This window comes from Onishia taeanensis (assembly GCF_900100755.1).
GTDB classification, from domain to species: domain Bacteria; phylum Pseudomonadota; class Gammaproteobacteria; order Pseudomonadales; family Halomonadaceae; genus Onishia; species Onishia taeanensis.
The window spans coordinates 13,693-27,246 of record NZ_FNCI01000022.1 but is presented as its reverse complement, the minus strand read 5'-3'; the positions used below and the strand labels follow the sequence as shown (position 1 = coordinate 27,246).

The following is a 13,554-nucleotide window of genomic DNA, read 5'->3' as shown; positions in this document are numbered from 1 at the left end:
AAAACTGGCACTGAAATGAAGACTGCCCCGGCAAAGCCGAGGCAGTCTTCTGGAGCGCCGCCCCGAGGCTGGTGACGGGTTATCACACAGCCTCCCGAGGGCGCCGTTTCCTGTTGCTAGCTGCTCTGAGCAGGGCTTGTGACTAGAACGTCATGGCCGCCAGCCAACCGAAGGCGATCAGCGGAATATTGTAGTGCAGGAAAGTCGGCACCACGCTGTCCCAGATATGGTCGTGCTGGCGATCGACGTTGAGCCCGGAGGTGGGCCCAAGCGTCGAATCCGAGGCCGGAGAGCCGGCATCGCCCAGCGCCGCGGCGGTGCCCACCAAGGCCACGGTGGCCAAGTCAGAGAAACCGAACTGCACCGCCAACGGCACGAAGATGGTGGCGATGATCGGGATGGTCGAGAACGACGAGCCGATACCCAGGGTGATGAAGAGCCCCACCAGCAGCATCAGCAGTGCCGCCAGGCCCTGGTTGTCGCCAATCATATCGAAGGATGTCTGCACCAGGGTGTCGACCTCGCCGGTCGCTTGCATCACCGCGGCGAAGCCCGAGGCAGAGATCATGATGAAGCCGATCAGCGCCATCATGCGCATGCCGCTGGTGAACAGGTCGTCCGCCTCGCGCCACTTGAAGATGCCGCCGACCGAGAGCAAGGCAAAACCGACCAGGCCCCCCAGCACCATCGAACCGCTATAGAGCTGAATGCCAAGAGCGGCCAGGATCGCCACGCCCGACATCACCAGTCCCGACGTGCTGACCGCCGGCGCCTGGCCCTCGCCATGGGCCGGATAGTGTGGCTGGTTGCTGGTAACCAGCTCGCTGTCGGCGTAGTCCCTGGGCTTGCAGTAGCTGAACGCGACCGCCACGATCAGACCCAACGCCATGCCGGCCACCGGTACGCCCATGGCCAGAGGCACCATGCCCCGGCTGACCTCGAGGCCCAGCGCCTCGCCGGCGCTATTGATATTGGCAAGCAGAATGTCGTTGAGGAAGATGGCACCAAAACCGACGGGCAGCAGCATGTAGGGGGCCGTGAGGCCAAAGGTCAAGGCACAGGCAACGGCACGACGATCCAGCCGCAGCTGGTTCATGACCTTGAGCAGCGGTGGTATCAGAATCGGAATGAAGGCAATGTGGACCGGAATCAGGTTCTGGGAAGAGATCGCCACCAGCAGCACCGAGCCCAATAGCAGGTACTTCACTACCCGCTGACGACGATGGGTCGCGTCCTGCCCCAGAAGCCGGATCAGTTTCTGCGCCAGCAGATCAGGAAGCCCAGACCGTGATATCGCCACCGCGAATGCGCCCAGAGTGGCATAGGCCAAGGCCACCTTGGCACCACCGCCGACCCCATCATTGAAGGCTGCAAGCGTGCTGTCGAGAGACAGCCCGCCAGCGAGCCCACCGACCAAAGCGCCAACCACCAGCGCAAAGACCACCGACACCCGGGCCAGCGATAGGCCCACCATGACTAATACCGCCAGAATTACCGCATTCATGCCTTTTTTCCACCGAAAGCTATGTGTCAGGACGCGAAAGGCGGCGATTCTAGCAGAAATTCGCATGCTACGGAGCGGCTTCTGAGCATTGCGCCCCGGATTAGCGACATACAAATGTCACTGCTTTGTTATTTAACTGTCACAAATTGTCTCTATAACCTAGACTGAGGTCAGTAGGGAGTTGAGGGCAAGCAACACCCTGCGGCATCAAGACAAGGGACACTGTCGATTAAGCGCCACGGATGCGACGGCACAGGGAGTGCCAAAGGAAAAGGCTGGACGCCTAGACACCCGGAGGGTGTTCAGGGAGGTCGAGATACCGCCATGGAGCCAATTCGCTCCATGGCGTTTTTGTGCGCATCGAAGATGTCGTCAATATGTGCTGAGTCGGCCCTTGGGGAGAGCCCGGTCATGGCGGAAGAACAACCACGCAAGCTGCTACACAATGAATTGCCCGACGAACACAGCGATCCGCTGATCCAGGCCCTGCACAGGATTATTCGCGTGGCCGTGAGGGTGCTGGCTGTGCTGATGGTGTTCGTGATCATCTGGGGCATCGGTGACGTGCTATACGTGCTCTATCAGCGCCTGATAGCACCGCCATTCTTGCTGCTCGATATCAATGATATTTTCCAGACGTTCGGCGCCTTCATGGCGGTGCTGATCGCCATCGAGATTTTCATCAACATCCGGCTGTACCTCGGCACCAATATCATCCCGATCCAACTGGTCGTCGCGACCGCCCTGATGGCCATCGCGCGAAAGGTCATCGTTCTGGACATGGACAAGGTTACGGCCATGGAAATCCTCGGCATCGCCGCCGTGGTCATCGCCCTAGGCATCACCCATTGGCTAGTCAGCCTTCATCGCTGAAGGCGCCGGCCTTGCTAAGCGACCGCGCTGACAGCCCTATTTCAAGGGCTGTTCCTTAGAAGCGCTAGCCATGACAAGGTCGCAACAGCACGGTCGCCATAGCACCTTTGAAATAGCGCTCAGGCAGGCGTCAGCCATTTCTGATAGGCCAAGAGATCCTCGCCCAGATCACCCCGGGTGACGCGGCGATACAGCCCCTGAAGCCGTGCGGTCACGGAGTCCGGGGCAATCTCGCGCCCGGGCGCCCCGATGCGCCGTCCATCCAGCTCACGCAACGGCAGCAGCTCGGCCGCGGTGCCGGTCAAGAAGGCCTCGTCGGCGGTATAGAGCTCATCGCGGGTAATACGCCGTTCCTGCACCTCGAGCCCGAGCACCTCGCGGGCCAGGCGGATCACGCTGTCACGGGTGATGCCCTGTAGGCAGGACGTCACTTCCGGGGTGTGCAATACACCATCGCGCAGTAGGAAGACGTTAGCCGCCGAGGCCTCGGCCACATAGCCCTCCGGGTCGAGCATCAGCGTCTCGTCGAAGCCCGCCTTCACCGCAGTGTTCAGGGCCAGAATCGAGTTGACGTAATGGCCGTTGGTCTTGGCCCGGCACAGGCTGATATTGACGTGGTGACGCGCCCATGACGATGTCAGCGCCCTCAGGCCTTCACGGGATGCCGTCGCCGAGACGTAGTCTCCCAGATCCCAGGCGGCCACCATCACATTGGTCGTCAGCCCTTTGGCACGCAGCCCCAAACCTTCAGCGCCGAAATAGACGGTGGGCTTCAGGTAGGCGTTGGTCAGCCCGTTGCGGCCCAGGCACTCCCGCTGTGCCTCGATCAACTGGGCGGCAGAAAAAGATAACGGTATATCCAGAGAGTGGGCACTGTCGCAAAGTCGCCGGGTATGCTCGGCAACCCGAAATAGATGCGTGCCGTTGGGACCGGCATAGGCGCGCACGCCCTCGAAGCAGCCCATTCCGTAGTGCAGGGTGTGGGTCAGCAGGTGAGTGGTGGCCTCTCTCCACGGCAGCCATTCACCGTTATGCCAGATAAAACCGTCGCGATCATACAGGGGTGTCATCGCCGCCCTCTCAGAGCCAGATAATGAGGCAAATAGTAAGACAGGAAGTCAGGATTTTGATCCTACTGTCGAGCTTTTGTCGTTTGATCAGCCATCTCGCCAATCGCGGGTCCAGTCATCGATCAGATCACGCTGGTGCGGCTGCAGATCCTGGTACGCCCAAGCGGCGATCTCGTCATCCTGGGGGTCGGGCACATGAACCTCGCTGCCGGAAAGGGCCGCAATCACCGCATGACCGCACAGCGGCACGTAACCCTCGCTGTAGCCGCCTTCGTGAATCAGCACCAGGCGCCCTTCGCAGACACGCTCTGCCAGTGCCGTGATGCGTGATGTCATCTCGGCGAAGGCGCTGCTGTTGAGCAGCATCTTGCCCAGCGGATCCTTGGCACAGGCATCATAGCCGCAGGCGATCACGATCATCTCGGGTGAAAAGGCTTCCAGGGCCGGCAAGATCAATTGCTCGAAGGCATAGCGATAGGCGCCTATCCCGGCACCCGGCGGCAACGGCAGATTGAGATTCGCCCCCTGCCCGGCTCCACGCCCACGCTCATCAGCGAAGCCGCTATCCAGCGGAAAATTTCCGGCCTGATGGATCGAGACCGTCAACACCTCGGGATCGTCATAGAAGGCGTCCTGCTGGCCGTTGCCGTGATGCACGTCCCAATCAAGGATCGCCACCCGTCCGACATGGCCCAGGCCGCGAGCCCGCTTCACGGCTATGGGAATATTGCCGAGCAGGCAGAAGCCGCGCCCGCGGTCCGCCTCGGCGTGATGCCCCGGAGGCCGACACAGCGCATAGGCGTTGCGCATTCGCCCGCACGCCACCGCCTCGACAGCGGCAATGGCAAGCCCCGCCGACTGATAGGCGGCCGCCACGCTACCCGGGCGGAATGGCGCACAGTCGCCGGCATCGCCGCCACCGGCCTGCTCGCCGAGCGACAGGGCATCCAGATAGGCCGGGGTGTGGAAGTGCTCGAGATCGTCGCGGCTAGCAGGCGCCGGCTTTTCGACCTGAAGCTCGTCGATCAGCCCCGAGACCTCGAGCAGATTCTTGAGTCGCCGCTTGCTCTCCGGGCTTTCCGAGGCTGGCTGCGGCTGCAGGTACTCGCCGGGCGAAGAGAACACGCCTATTGCCCCTGGGTCATGCCAGAAGCAGCGCTCATGCCAGAAGAAGCCGGTCCGGCCCTGGGAGCGGTCCGGTTTGGCCCTACTCATGCCGCCCCTCGAGCTGTTCCCATACCTCAATGGCGGCGGCCAAGTCCTCGAGCGAGGCGCCCACCGACTTGAAGACGGTGATGGCCTCGTCCCCAGAGCGCCCGCTGCGCTCGCCCCGCAACAGTTCAGCAAGATCGGCACGAATCTCATCGAAGGCAAAGGCGCCCTCCTCGATGGCCTGATGCACGTCGCCGGCCTCGCCCTGGGCACCGGCATAGGTGTCCACGAACACCTCGCCGCGCCTGAAGCAGTCGCCGTCGCTTTCGCGCATGCTGTGACGAAAGGCGCCGACCAGGTCCAGATGGACACCGGGCTTGAGCCAGGCGCCCTTGACCAGCGCCTGAGTCGACAGGGTCGCGCAGCTGACGATATCGGCCTCGCCGACCGCCGCCTCCAGATCCGAGACGGCCTCGGTCGTGAAGCGATCCGCATAGTCATTGGCCAGTTGCTCGGCCTTGGCATACTTGCGCCCCCAGATCTTGACCCTTTTGATCGGGCGGACCGCGGCATGGGCCTCGATCAGCATCGGCGCCAGCTTGCCGGTCCCCACGATCACCAGGGTTTCGGCGTCTTGCCGGGCCAGTTCCTCGGCCGCTAACGCCGAGGATGCCGCCGTGCGTCGGCGCGTCAGCTCACTGCCTTCAAGGCAAGCCAGCGGCTGCCCGTGGCGCCCCTCGCTGAGGAAATAGACGCCGGCAATCGCCGGCAGTCCCTGATCGGCATTCTGTGGAAAGACGTTGACCATCTTCACGCCGATGTACCCGGCAGGCTCCCAGGCCGGCATCAGCAACATGGTGGCCTCGCCGTCCGGGCGATGCATGGCGTGATGATGACGCGGCGGTGCCTCGACTCCCTCACGAAAGACCTTGCCCAGTCGCTGAATGAGCGCGGTCCAGGGCAGGCCCTGGGCCACCTCATCGCCGTTGATCATGCGCATATCAGGCTCCCGGCAGCGCCGCCACGACCATGATCTCGACCTTCCACTCGGGCTTGGCAAGCTTGGCCTCCACCGCCGCGCGCACCGGCGGACGTCCCGGCACGACCCAGGCGTCCCAGGCTTCGTTCATCGCCGCGAACTCATCCATGCTGGTCACCCAGATCTGCGCCGAGATGAGCTGCTCCTTGGAGGTGCCGGCCTGCTCGAGCAGGCTATCGATACGCGCCAGCACCTGCTCGGTCTGGCCCTTCATGTCGGCGCTGGCATCCTGGGGTACCTGGCCGGCCAGATAGACGGTTTGATTATGCACAGCGACCTGGCTCATGCGGGCATTGCTGTCTTGATAGGTAACGGCCATGAGATCTTCCTTTGGTGAATGGACGGCCTATGGCAGCCGTCGAATGTCAATAAGCCAACGCAGAATGTCATCCGTCTCCGCGAAAGCCCTCTAGAAAAGCAGATAAATTGGCGCCCAGGGCCGCGGTCGGATAACCGCCTTCCTGTACCAGCACCATCGGCATGGAAAGCTTACTCAGGCGAGCGCCGATGCTGCGAAAATCCTCGGTCTCGAGCGCGAGCCCGGCCAGCGGATCATCCTTGTGAGCGTCGAGCCCCAGCGCCACTACCACGGCCTCCGGCGAGAAGTCGTCAAGGCGCGCGAGCAGCGTTTCCAGGGCGTCGAGAAACACCTGGCCATTACTGCCCAGCGGCAGCGGCAGATTGACGTTAGCCCCAAGCCCTTCGCCGCTGCCGGTCTCGTCGGCACCGCCCCAGAAGAAGGGATAGAAGGCATCGGTATCGGCATGCACCGACCCCGTCCAGACGTCGCCCCGGGCATAGAAGATATCCTGGGTGCCGTTACCGTGGTGCAGGTCGACATCGACGATAGCCACCCGGCCATGACGCTCGCGAAGCACGGTGGCCGCCAGCGCCGAATTATTCAGAAAGCAGAAGCCGCCGGCTCGCTCAGGGCCGGCATGATGACCCGGCGGCCGGCACAGGGCATAGGCACTGGCCTCCCCCTCGCACACGCTCATCGCCGCGGCTTCGGCACTGGCCGCGCTGGCCAGGATGCCGGCGAAACTGTTGGCGCCGATCGGACAGGCCATGTCATGCAGGTGCCAGCCCGCTTGGCCCACCGGGTGGCTAGGGTATTGATAGCCGCCGCCACAGGGGTGCACGTTAGGCGCCACCAGGGCCGATGCCCCCGGCATTGCCTGCCAGCGGGCATGAATGGTCTCCAGAAAGGTGAGATAGCGCGGGGCATGAATACGCGACAGGCGCTCTCGCAGGCGCGGCGAATCCACCTCGGCGGGAGCGTCGAGGGTCAGCCCAAGCTCACCGATAGCGTCCGCAAGGCGCACGGCTCGCTCGGGGCGCTCCGGCGACGGGGCCGGCTGGCCCCGAAGCAGAAACGTCTCGGGCGCATGGCTATTCTGGGTGGCGGAGTAGAAGAGTTTCATCAGGCTCAATCCAGAAGGCTTAATCAAAGAGACTTAATCAAGAAGACTAGGAATCCAGGTCGACAGTGCGGGGAAAGCGGCTAACAGCACGATGACGGCCAGGAAGGAAAAGTAGAACGGCAATGAGGCGATGATGGCCCGTTCGTAGGGCACCTCGGCGATGCGCGCTGCCGTCATCAGCGTCATCCCCACCGGGGGCGTCACGTTGGAGATATTCAGCACCACGATCATCAGGATCGCGAAGTGCAGCGGGTCAAAACCGAGCTGCATCATCGCCGGCACGATCACCGGCGCCACGACCACCAACGCCGGCAGCACATCCATCACCGTGCCGATGATGATCAGCAGCAGACAGACCATCATTAGCTGCACGAAGGCGACATCACTGAAGGTCGTGATGATCGAGGCGGCGTCCCGCGCGATCCCCGAGCGAGTCACGAACCAACCAAGCACCGCCGAGGTCGCCAGCAGGAAGAAGACCACCCCTGAAAAACGCACCGTGACCACCAGCGCGTGCCAGATCTTGGCAAGCGTCAGGCTGCGATAGACCAGTACCCCAATCAGGATGGCGTAGACCGCCGCGAACCCCGATGCCTCGGTGATGGTGGTCAGCCCCGAGAGGATTCCCCCAAGGATGATCAGCGGCACCACCAGTGCGGGCAGCGCGGCTAGAAAGGAAAAGATCGCGACCTTGAAGGGTGTCGGCGCCTGCTTCGGGTAGCCGCGTTTCCAGGCGAGAATCATGCTGGTCACCAGCAAGGCGGCGGCCAGCAGGATGCCCGGGATGATGCCACCGGCAAACAGGTCGATGACCGAGATATCCCGCAGCAAGGTGGCGTACACCACCATCACCACGCTTGGTGGGATAATGGGGCCGATGATCGACGAACAGGCGGTAATGGCCGCGGCATATTCGGCGTCATAGCCCTGTTCTTTCATCTCCGGGATCATGATCTTGCCGATCGCCACGGTGTCGGTGATGGCCGCGCCAGTGAGGCCTGCAAAGAACACCGAGACCGTCACGTTGACGTGCGATAGCGCCCCGCGAACGCGGCCAAAGAGCGCATTGTTGAACGCGATCAGCTTATGAGTCAGGCCGCCCTGATTCATCAGCTCCGCCGTAAAGATGAAGTACGGCACGGCGATCAGCAGAAAGCCGGAAACGCCTGAGAACATGCGGTCGGCGATGATGCCGAGCATGCGCTCGCCACCGAGGGCGAAGCCGCCGGCGAGGCCCGACATGGCCATCACCACCGCGACAGGGGCGCCGATCAGCAACAGCACCACGAACATCAGAATGGCAGGTGTCATAAGGGAGTCTCCGCATCACGATGGTGACTGGACGAGTCGCTATCAGTGGTCACGATCAGCTCGTCGATAAACGACTGCTCGTCGATGAAGTGCTCAAGCAGATCGAAGCCATGCACCAGGTGCAGCAGAATGATCAGCCCGGAGAGCGGCACCACGATCGCCGTGAAGCGATTGGAGATCTGGATGTTGTCCGAGACCATGTACATCTGGGTGGCATTGAGGAAGAAGTCCCAGCCATACCAGACCAGCATCAGCGCAAATAACGCGATGACCACGAGGCAGGCCACGGCGGCCGCCTTCAGCAACACCCGAGGAAGGCTCCTGACCAGCAACGTCATCGCCACATGCTCGCCATAGCGCAGTGAAATGGTCATCGACAGAAAGCCGATCCAGGGCAGAAAGAGGCGCGCCAGGGAATAGGTCCAGCTCAGGGTCGACCCGGTCGCCAGCTTGTAGAGAAATGCCGTGAAAGAGATGCCCAGCATCAACAGGATACAGGCCACGCACACCACGATGGCCACCCGATTGACGGCTTCACTGACACGGCGCAGGGGCTCGAGAATCGCCATCACAATAGTTTCCACGCAGGAGTCGAGCGACAGGCAAACAGGCAGTCAGGGGGCTGCCTGTTTGCAACGGTTGGAGAGCGTTACTGGCCGTAGCGGGCAATATCCTGCTCGGCGGTCTCGTCACCTACCCGAGCCACCTCGGTGAGCATGTCGTCGACCAGGGACTCATCCATGCCGTAGTCGTTGACGATCCAGTCCTGCCAGGCCGGCCGGGCGATGTCCGCCATCCGCTCACGCTCGGCGGTGGGCATGATGTAGCACTCCTCGAAGCGCTCACAGGACTCCTGCCAGCTGGCCGTAGCCAGCGCCCCTGACATGCCGTGGCTCATGGTGATGGCCTCGCGGGCAGAGGTCACGACCGCATCCTGATAGTCCTCCGGTAGCTCCTGGAACCAGCTCTCGCTGACCACCCAGGGCGCGCTGTTGTACACATGCCCGGTCAGAGTGGTGTAGTCGGTGACGGCATCGAAGTTGAAGGTAGTGTTGAGGACCGGCGCGTTGAACTGGCCATCGGCGAGACCGGTTTCCAGCGCCGTGATCAGCTCGCCCCAGGGAAGAGGCGTCGCCGACGCGCCCAGCGACTGCATGATCGCCACATGCGCCGGGTTTTCCTCAGTGCGAATGTTCAAGCCGTCCAGATCTTCCACCGTCTTGATCAGGCGCTTGTTGTTGGTAAAGGCCACGAAGCCGCCGCCGTCATCGAAGGTGCCGAGATAGCGCATGTCGGCCGCATCGATGGTGCCCTTCATGAAGTCAGCGAACCAGGGGCCATCGAAGAAGGCCCAGGCCTGGCGCCAGTTGGAAAACAGGAAGGGTGCGGTAACCAGCTGATAGTCACCGTAGAAGGAAGACATGGCGCCCGACGACATGATGGTCGACTGAAGCGTGCGGCCACCTGCCTGTACCTCGGAGCCGTTTTCGACCTCGGAGCCCAGCTGGCCACCGCCGAAGATCGACACGGTCAGATCGCCGTCGGTGCGGGTCTCGACCAGATCCTTGAAGTGCACCAGCGCCGGGTAGATGGCGTTATTGCTCATGTTCTCGGGGATCTGAGTAGCAATCACCATCTCGTAGGATTGGGCCTGGGCCTGAGCAGCGGCCATTGCCAGGGGCAGCGCGGCCAAGGCCAGTGTCTTTGGCAAGCGTAGGGTAGGCATGAGTCGTCTCTTTCCATGTGTTGTGGTTGTTGGGGAAAGTGAACCGCACGCCTTGGGCTGAAACGATCAGGCCCCGAAGCCTGTGTGCGATTCCTGACTTAAGCCTATGTCGGAAAGGAGCACCTTGCTTGCCCGATCATCAGAAGGATTTGCCCGATACTCAGATATTGCCAAGCACTCAAGCCGAAAAGAGAAAAGCGGCGACGTGCTCAGCGGAGGGGAAATGGGATGAATCAGCGCGCGAGGCGCCGGTACTCGCTTGGGGTATGCCGAAAGGTGCGACGGTAGGCGCGGGAAAAGCTGCCCTGATCGCAAAAGCCGATGCGCTCGGCGATCTGGCCCAGCGTCAAGTCGCTTTCCTGAAGAAGGGTCTGCGCCAACGCAAGGCGGCGGCGCTGCACGAAGTGAAGCGGGGTCTCACCGGTGGCCTCGCGGAAGCAGGCATGGAAATGGCCGGGGCTCAGGGCACAGAGACCGGCCAGATCATCGACGTGGATGGCCTCGGACAGATGGCGGTCGATATAGGCCTCGACACGCGCCAGATCGAGCCGCTCACGGTACAAGGAGCGCTCGGCCGATGCCTGGGTTTCCGGAAGGGCTTGCTCATGCAGGCTCAGATAAAGGGTCCGCAGGATGAGGGTGGCAATCTCGCTCTGAAGGGTTGGCGAGGCCTCGACTTCGCCCATCAGGGTTTGGGCCAGGGTCTGCAGCCGCGGGGTCACGGTGAAAAAGCGGGGCGACTCGAAAAGCCGTTGTACCTCATCGCCGCAGCTTAGCCGTGGCAAGTGTGCCAGGGGCACATCGAGCACCAGGGTCCGGTTGCGTCCATCGCCCAGGTACTCGTGATGATAGGTGGAAGGAATCAGGCAGCCGCGCTCGCGGGTGATGCGCTCGCCACGCCCTTCGATACTCAGCTCGGTCACGCCCGACGTCGCCAGAATCAGCTGATGAAAGCCGTGCTCATGGGCGACCGGCTGTTCAATCAGCGTGCAGGTTTTCAAGCTGAAGAAAGACATGGCGCAGGCAAGGGTCCGGTATCAACGAATCTTTATAAGCCTACGCCAGGCTGCCCGTAACACCAAGTCGGGGCTTAGCGCTTAGAACCTAGCAGCGCCCCTTCTTGGCCTGACCCGGCGGGCAAAAGTCACCGCCGCCGTGATGGCCATCATGATGGCCACCATCGCCGATCTCGATGATCGGTTCTGGATCGATACGAGCGGGCTGATAGCTACAGCCGGCTAGTGTCAGGGCGGCAGCAACGACCGTCAGCGCGAGGATAGTCAATTTCATTTAAGACTCCTTCCCGATAGATCAGGAACATAAGACAAAAAGATCACTGACGGTGAGTTTATAAGCCCTGGCTCAAGGCCCCAAGTGTCTCATAGGAGAGACACCCCCATTCTAGCCTCTTGTTCTTGCTGGACAGCCCTTGGCTCATAGAGGTAAACCTTGCGGTGGTCGATCTTATCGGTCCATTCATCGCCCCATCCATCATTGATTAAGGACTCAGCATGCGATTTGCCATCTATGGAAGCGGCGGCGTGGGCGGCTATTTTGGCGCCCGTCTCGCCGATGCCGGTGAAGACGTCACCTTCATCGCCCGTGGCGACCACCTGGCCGCGATCCAGCGCGACGGCCTGACCGTCAAAAGCATCAACGGCGACCTTCATCTCGACAAGGCTCAGGCCAGCGACGACCCGGCGACCATCGGCGTGGTGGATGTAGTAATCGTGGCGGTGAAGGCCTGGCAGGTCGAGGAAATCGCCAAGACGATGGCCCCCTTGATCGGTCCCGAGACCCTGGTGCTGCCGCTGGAGAACGGCGTCGAGGCCACCGACGTGCTCGGCGAGGCCGTGGGTCATGACAAAGTACTGCGCGGGCTTTGCGGCATCCTGGCCTACCGCGAAGCGCCGGGAGTGATTCGCCATGCAGGCGTCGAGCCGTTCGTGCGCTTCGGCGAGGCCGACAATCGCCAGAGCGAGCGCACCCAGCGCGTGAAGGCCGCCTTCGACAAGGCCGCGGGCGTCACCGCCGAAATACCCGACGACATTCAGGTCGCGGTGTGGAGCAAGTTCCTGTTCATCTGCGCCATGAGCGGTGTCGGCGCCGTGACGCGCGCGCCGATGGGCGTTAGCCGCCAGCTAGCGCAGAGTCGCCGCTTGCTGGAAGAGGTCATGGAAGAGATCACGGCAGTCGGCCGTGCCCGCGGAGTGGCACTGCCCGATGACGCGGTGGCCAAGGCGCTCAAGTTCATCGACACCCTACCCGAGAACAGTACCGCCTCGATGCAGCGCGACATCATGGATGGCCTCCCCTCTGAACTCGAGTCCCAGAATGGCGCCGTGGTGCGCCTGGGCAAGGCCGCCGGCGTCGCGACGCCGATCAACGCCGCCCTCTATGCCGCCCTGCTGCCTCAGGAGGCACGGGCACGGGGGCAGGTGGCCTTCGACGACCGCTAAGCCAATACGGCCGGCGCCATCCTCAGGCGTTATAGACGACCTTGCCGCGCCCGGTGAGGTCGTAGCCCTGCATCATCGCGGCGCGCTCGGCGAAACGCGCCTCCTGGGCGAAGGCCAACAGATGCTGGACCGGCCGCTCGAAATAGCTGCGCCGGCGCATCGCCAGATCGAAGCATTCCTGCTGAAGCGGCACAAAGTCGAGGCCATGACGATGCGCCGCTGCCTCGACGCCCAGCCCTACATCGGCCTGCCCTTGATGCACCGCCAGAGCCAGGTCGTCCTCACTGAGCATCGTGTCCGGCGCCAGCCGCAAATCTTCAAGGGTCAGGTCATGGCGTTTCAGCAGGAAGCGTAATAGCCGGTCGGCGCCGGCCCCCGGCTGACGCCTTGCCACCAGCGGGGCTTCTCCCCGGTCGTTTTTGGCCAGCGCCGCCAGCGAGTCGATGCCTTTTGGGTTGCCCGGCGGCAGCATCAAGCCCTGGCGACGCCTCGCCCAGCGGATCATCACCAGATCGCGCACCCCGCCAAGCCCCAGCGATTCGGGATGGTTATAGCCACCCGCATCATCGATCACATGCACCCCCGCCAAGAGCGCATCGCCATCCAGCAGCCGTCGCACCCCATCGCCACTGCCCTGACATAACATCGCCAGCTCCGAGCCACTTTCGCGCAGGCTCCACTCCAACAGCGGATCCTGGCTGCCGGCCAACACCCGCGGTATCGGCCGCTGCCCGGGTTGTCCGCCCTCCAAGTGGCTCATCAGCCACAGATCAAGGCTCTGGCGCGGAAACAATAGCTTGCCGGTCACCTTGGTGCAGGGAATCTCGCCCTGGCGGACCAGATCGTAGACCTTGCGCTCCTTGAGCCGCAGGTAATCGGCCGCTTCGGCGGTGGTCAGGTAGGCATGACGATGCATCGTGGGTGATTCATCTATGGGCATGGAGGATATCCGCGTCGATCATTCTTGTCGTTTATAGATCTTTGACTGCATATTTT

14 protein-coding genes are annotated in these 13,554 nt (G+C 62.4%); 2 read left to right on the top strand and 12 right to left on the bottom strand.

The genetic code is table 11. From position 1 onward, the window contains the following. Window positions 1-142 precede the first annotated feature (142 nt). On the bottom strand, window positions 143-1,504 hold the full coding sequence (locus BLR71_RS16895; protein ID WP_092528961.1) for a Na+/H+ antiporter family protein: 1,362 nt from the start codon (window positions 1,502-1,504) through the stop codon (window positions 143-145). 411 nt (window positions 1,505-1,915) lie between these two features. Here BLR71_RS16895 and BLR71_RS16890 point away from each other — a divergent pair, with 411 nt between their 5' ends. Then, complete coding sequence (locus tag BLR71_RS16890) at window positions 1,916-2,377, top strand: phosphate-starvation-inducible PsiE family protein (protein ID WP_175491717.1); 462 nt, start codon at window positions 1,916-1,918, stop codon at window positions 2,375-2,377. A 119-nt stretch (window positions 2,378-2,496) separates the two neighbouring features. Here the strand turns inward: BLR71_RS16890 and BLR71_RS16885 are convergent, their stop codons facing one another. The 10 genes from BLR71_RS16885 to BLR71_RS16840 form a co-directional block, all read right to left on the bottom strand. Continuing rightward, window positions 2,497-3,447, bottom strand: coding sequence for a branched-chain amino acid transaminase (locus BLR71_RS16885; protein WP_092528959.1), 951 nt, complete (start codon window positions 3,445-3,447; stop codon window positions 2,497-2,499). An 87-nt stretch (window positions 3,448-3,534) separates the two neighbouring features. After that, window positions 3,535-4,662, bottom strand: coding sequence for a class II histone deacetylase (locus tag BLR71_RS16880; RefSeq protein WP_092528957.1), 1,128 nt, complete (start codon window positions 4,660-4,662; stop codon window positions 3,535-3,537). Then, window positions 4,655-5,599 carry a bifunctional Delta(1)-pyrroline-2-carboxylate/Delta(1)-piperideine-2-carboxylate reductase gene (gene lhpI / locus BLR71_RS16875; protein WP_092528955.1) on the bottom strand — a complete coding sequence of 315 codons (945 nt, stop codon included), beginning with the start codon at window positions 5,597-5,599 and terminating at the stop codon, window positions 4,655-4,657. Before lhpI ends, BLR71_RS16880 begins: the two co-directional genes overlap by 8 nt. A gap of 1 nt (window position 5,600) precedes the next feature. Beyond that, window positions 5,601-5,957, bottom strand: a complete 357-nt coding sequence (locus BLR71_RS16870) for a RidA family protein (RefSeq protein ID WP_092528953.1) — start codon at window positions 5,955-5,957, stop codon at window positions 5,601-5,603. 67 nt (window positions 5,958-6,024) lie between these two features. Continuing rightward, entirely contained in the window at window positions 6,025-7,062 is a 1,038-nt protein-coding gene (locus tag BLR71_RS16865; RefSeq protein ID WP_092528951.1) for a histone deacetylase family protein, read from the bottom strand. Window positions 7,063-7,095: 33 nt separating this feature from the next. Next, window positions 7,096-8,373 (bottom strand): TRAP transporter large permease, encoded by a 1,278-nt coding sequence (locus BLR71_RS16860; RefSeq protein WP_092528949.1) that lies wholly within the window; start codon window positions 8,371-8,373, stop codon window positions 7,096-7,098. After that, entirely contained in the window at window positions 8,370-8,942 is a 573-nt protein-coding gene (locus tag BLR71_RS16855) for a TRAP transporter small permease (RefSeq protein WP_092528947.1), read from the bottom strand. The genes BLR71_RS16860 and BLR71_RS16855 overlap by 4 nt, the downstream gene beginning before the upstream one ends. A gap of 80 nt (window positions 8,943-9,022) precedes the next feature. Beyond that, a complete protein-coding gene (dctP, locus tag BLR71_RS16850; protein WP_092528945.1) occupies window positions 9,023-10,099 on the bottom strand; it encodes a TRAP transporter substrate-binding protein DctP in 1,077 nt (358 codons plus the stop codon). Window positions 10,100-10,332: 233 nt separating this feature from the next. Beyond that, window positions 10,333-11,115, bottom strand: coding sequence for a helix-turn-helix domain-containing protein (locus tag BLR71_RS16845; protein WP_092528943.1), 783 nt, complete (start codon window positions 11,113-11,115; stop codon window positions 10,333-10,335). Between the two features lie 88 nt (window positions 11,116-11,203). Beyond that, entirely contained in the window at window positions 11,204-11,389 is a 186-nt protein-coding gene (locus tag BLR71_RS16840) for a hypothetical protein (RefSeq protein ID WP_092528941.1), read from the bottom strand. A gap of 221 nt (window positions 11,390-11,610) precedes the next feature. Here BLR71_RS16840 and BLR71_RS16835 point away from each other — a divergent pair, with 221 nt between their 5' ends. Then, the gene (locus tag BLR71_RS16835; RefSeq protein ID WP_092528939.1) at window positions 11,611-12,558 is read left to right on the top strand and encodes a 2-dehydropantoate 2-reductase; all 948 of its coding nucleotides are present in this window, start codon (window positions 11,611-11,613) and stop codon (window positions 12,556-12,558) included. Between the two features lie 22 nt (window positions 12,559-12,580). Here BLR71_RS16835 and BLR71_RS16830 read toward each other — a convergent pair whose 3' ends face one another. Continuing rightward, window positions 12,581-13,474 (bottom strand): helix-turn-helix transcriptional regulator, encoded by an 894-nt coding sequence (locus BLR71_RS16830; RefSeq protein WP_092528937.1) that lies wholly within the window; start codon window positions 13,472-13,474, stop codon window positions 12,581-12,583. Window positions 13,475-13,554: the final 80 nt, after the last annotated feature.

Bases quoted from the DNA above. Each gene is read 5' to 3' on its own strand.
- BLR71_RS16895 (WP_092528961.1), bottom strand. From the start codon at position 1,504: ATGAATGCGGTAATTCTGGCGGTATTAGTCATGGTGGGCCTATCGCTG.
- BLR71_RS16890 (WP_175491717.1), top strand. From the start codon at position 1,916: ATGGCGGAAGAACAACCACGCAAGCTGCTACACAATGAATTGCCCGAC.
- BLR71_RS16885 (WP_092528959.1), bottom strand. From the start codon at position 3,447: ATGACACCCCTGTATGATCGCGACGGTTTTATCTGGCATAACGGTGAA.
- BLR71_RS16880 (WP_092528957.1), bottom strand. From the start codon at position 4,662: ATGAGTAGGGCCAAACCGGACCGCTCCCAGGGCCGGACCGGCTTCTTC.
- lhpI (WP_092528955.1), bottom strand. From the start codon at position 5,599: ATGCGCATGATCAACGGCGATGAGGTGGCCCAGGGCCTGCCCTGGACC.
- BLR71_RS16870 (WP_092528953.1), bottom strand. From the start codon at position 5,957: ATGGCCGTTACCTATCAAGACAGCAATGCCCGCATGAGCCAGGTCGCT.
- BLR71_RS16865 (WP_092528951.1), bottom strand. From the start codon at position 7,062: ATGAAACTCTTCTACTCCGCCACCCAGAATAGCCATGCGCCCGAGACG.
- BLR71_RS16860 (WP_092528949.1), bottom strand. From the start codon at position 8,373: ATGACACCTGCCATTCTGATGTTCGTGGTGCTGTTGCTGATCGGCGCC.
- BLR71_RS16855 (WP_092528947.1), bottom strand. From the start codon at position 8,942: ATGGCGATTCTCGAGCCCCTGCGCCGTGTCAGTGAAGCCGTCAATCGG.
- dctP (WP_092528945.1), bottom strand. From the start codon at position 10,099: ATGCCTACCCTACGCTTGCCAAAGACACTGGCCTTGGCCGCGCTGCCC.
- BLR71_RS16845 (WP_092528943.1), bottom strand. From the start codon at position 11,115: ATGTCTTTCTTCAGCTTGAAAACCTGCACGCTGATTGAACAGCCGGTC.
- BLR71_RS16840 (WP_092528941.1), bottom strand. From the start codon at position 11,389: ATGAAATTGACTATCCTCGCGCTGACGGTCGTTGCTGCCGCCCTGACA.
- BLR71_RS16835 (WP_092528939.1), top strand. From the start codon at position 11,611: ATGCGATTTGCCATCTATGGAAGCGGCGGCGTGGGCGGCTATTTTGGC.
- BLR71_RS16830 (WP_092528937.1), bottom strand. From the start codon at position 13,474: ATGCATCGTCATGCCTACCTGACCACCGCCGAAGCGGCCGATTACCTG.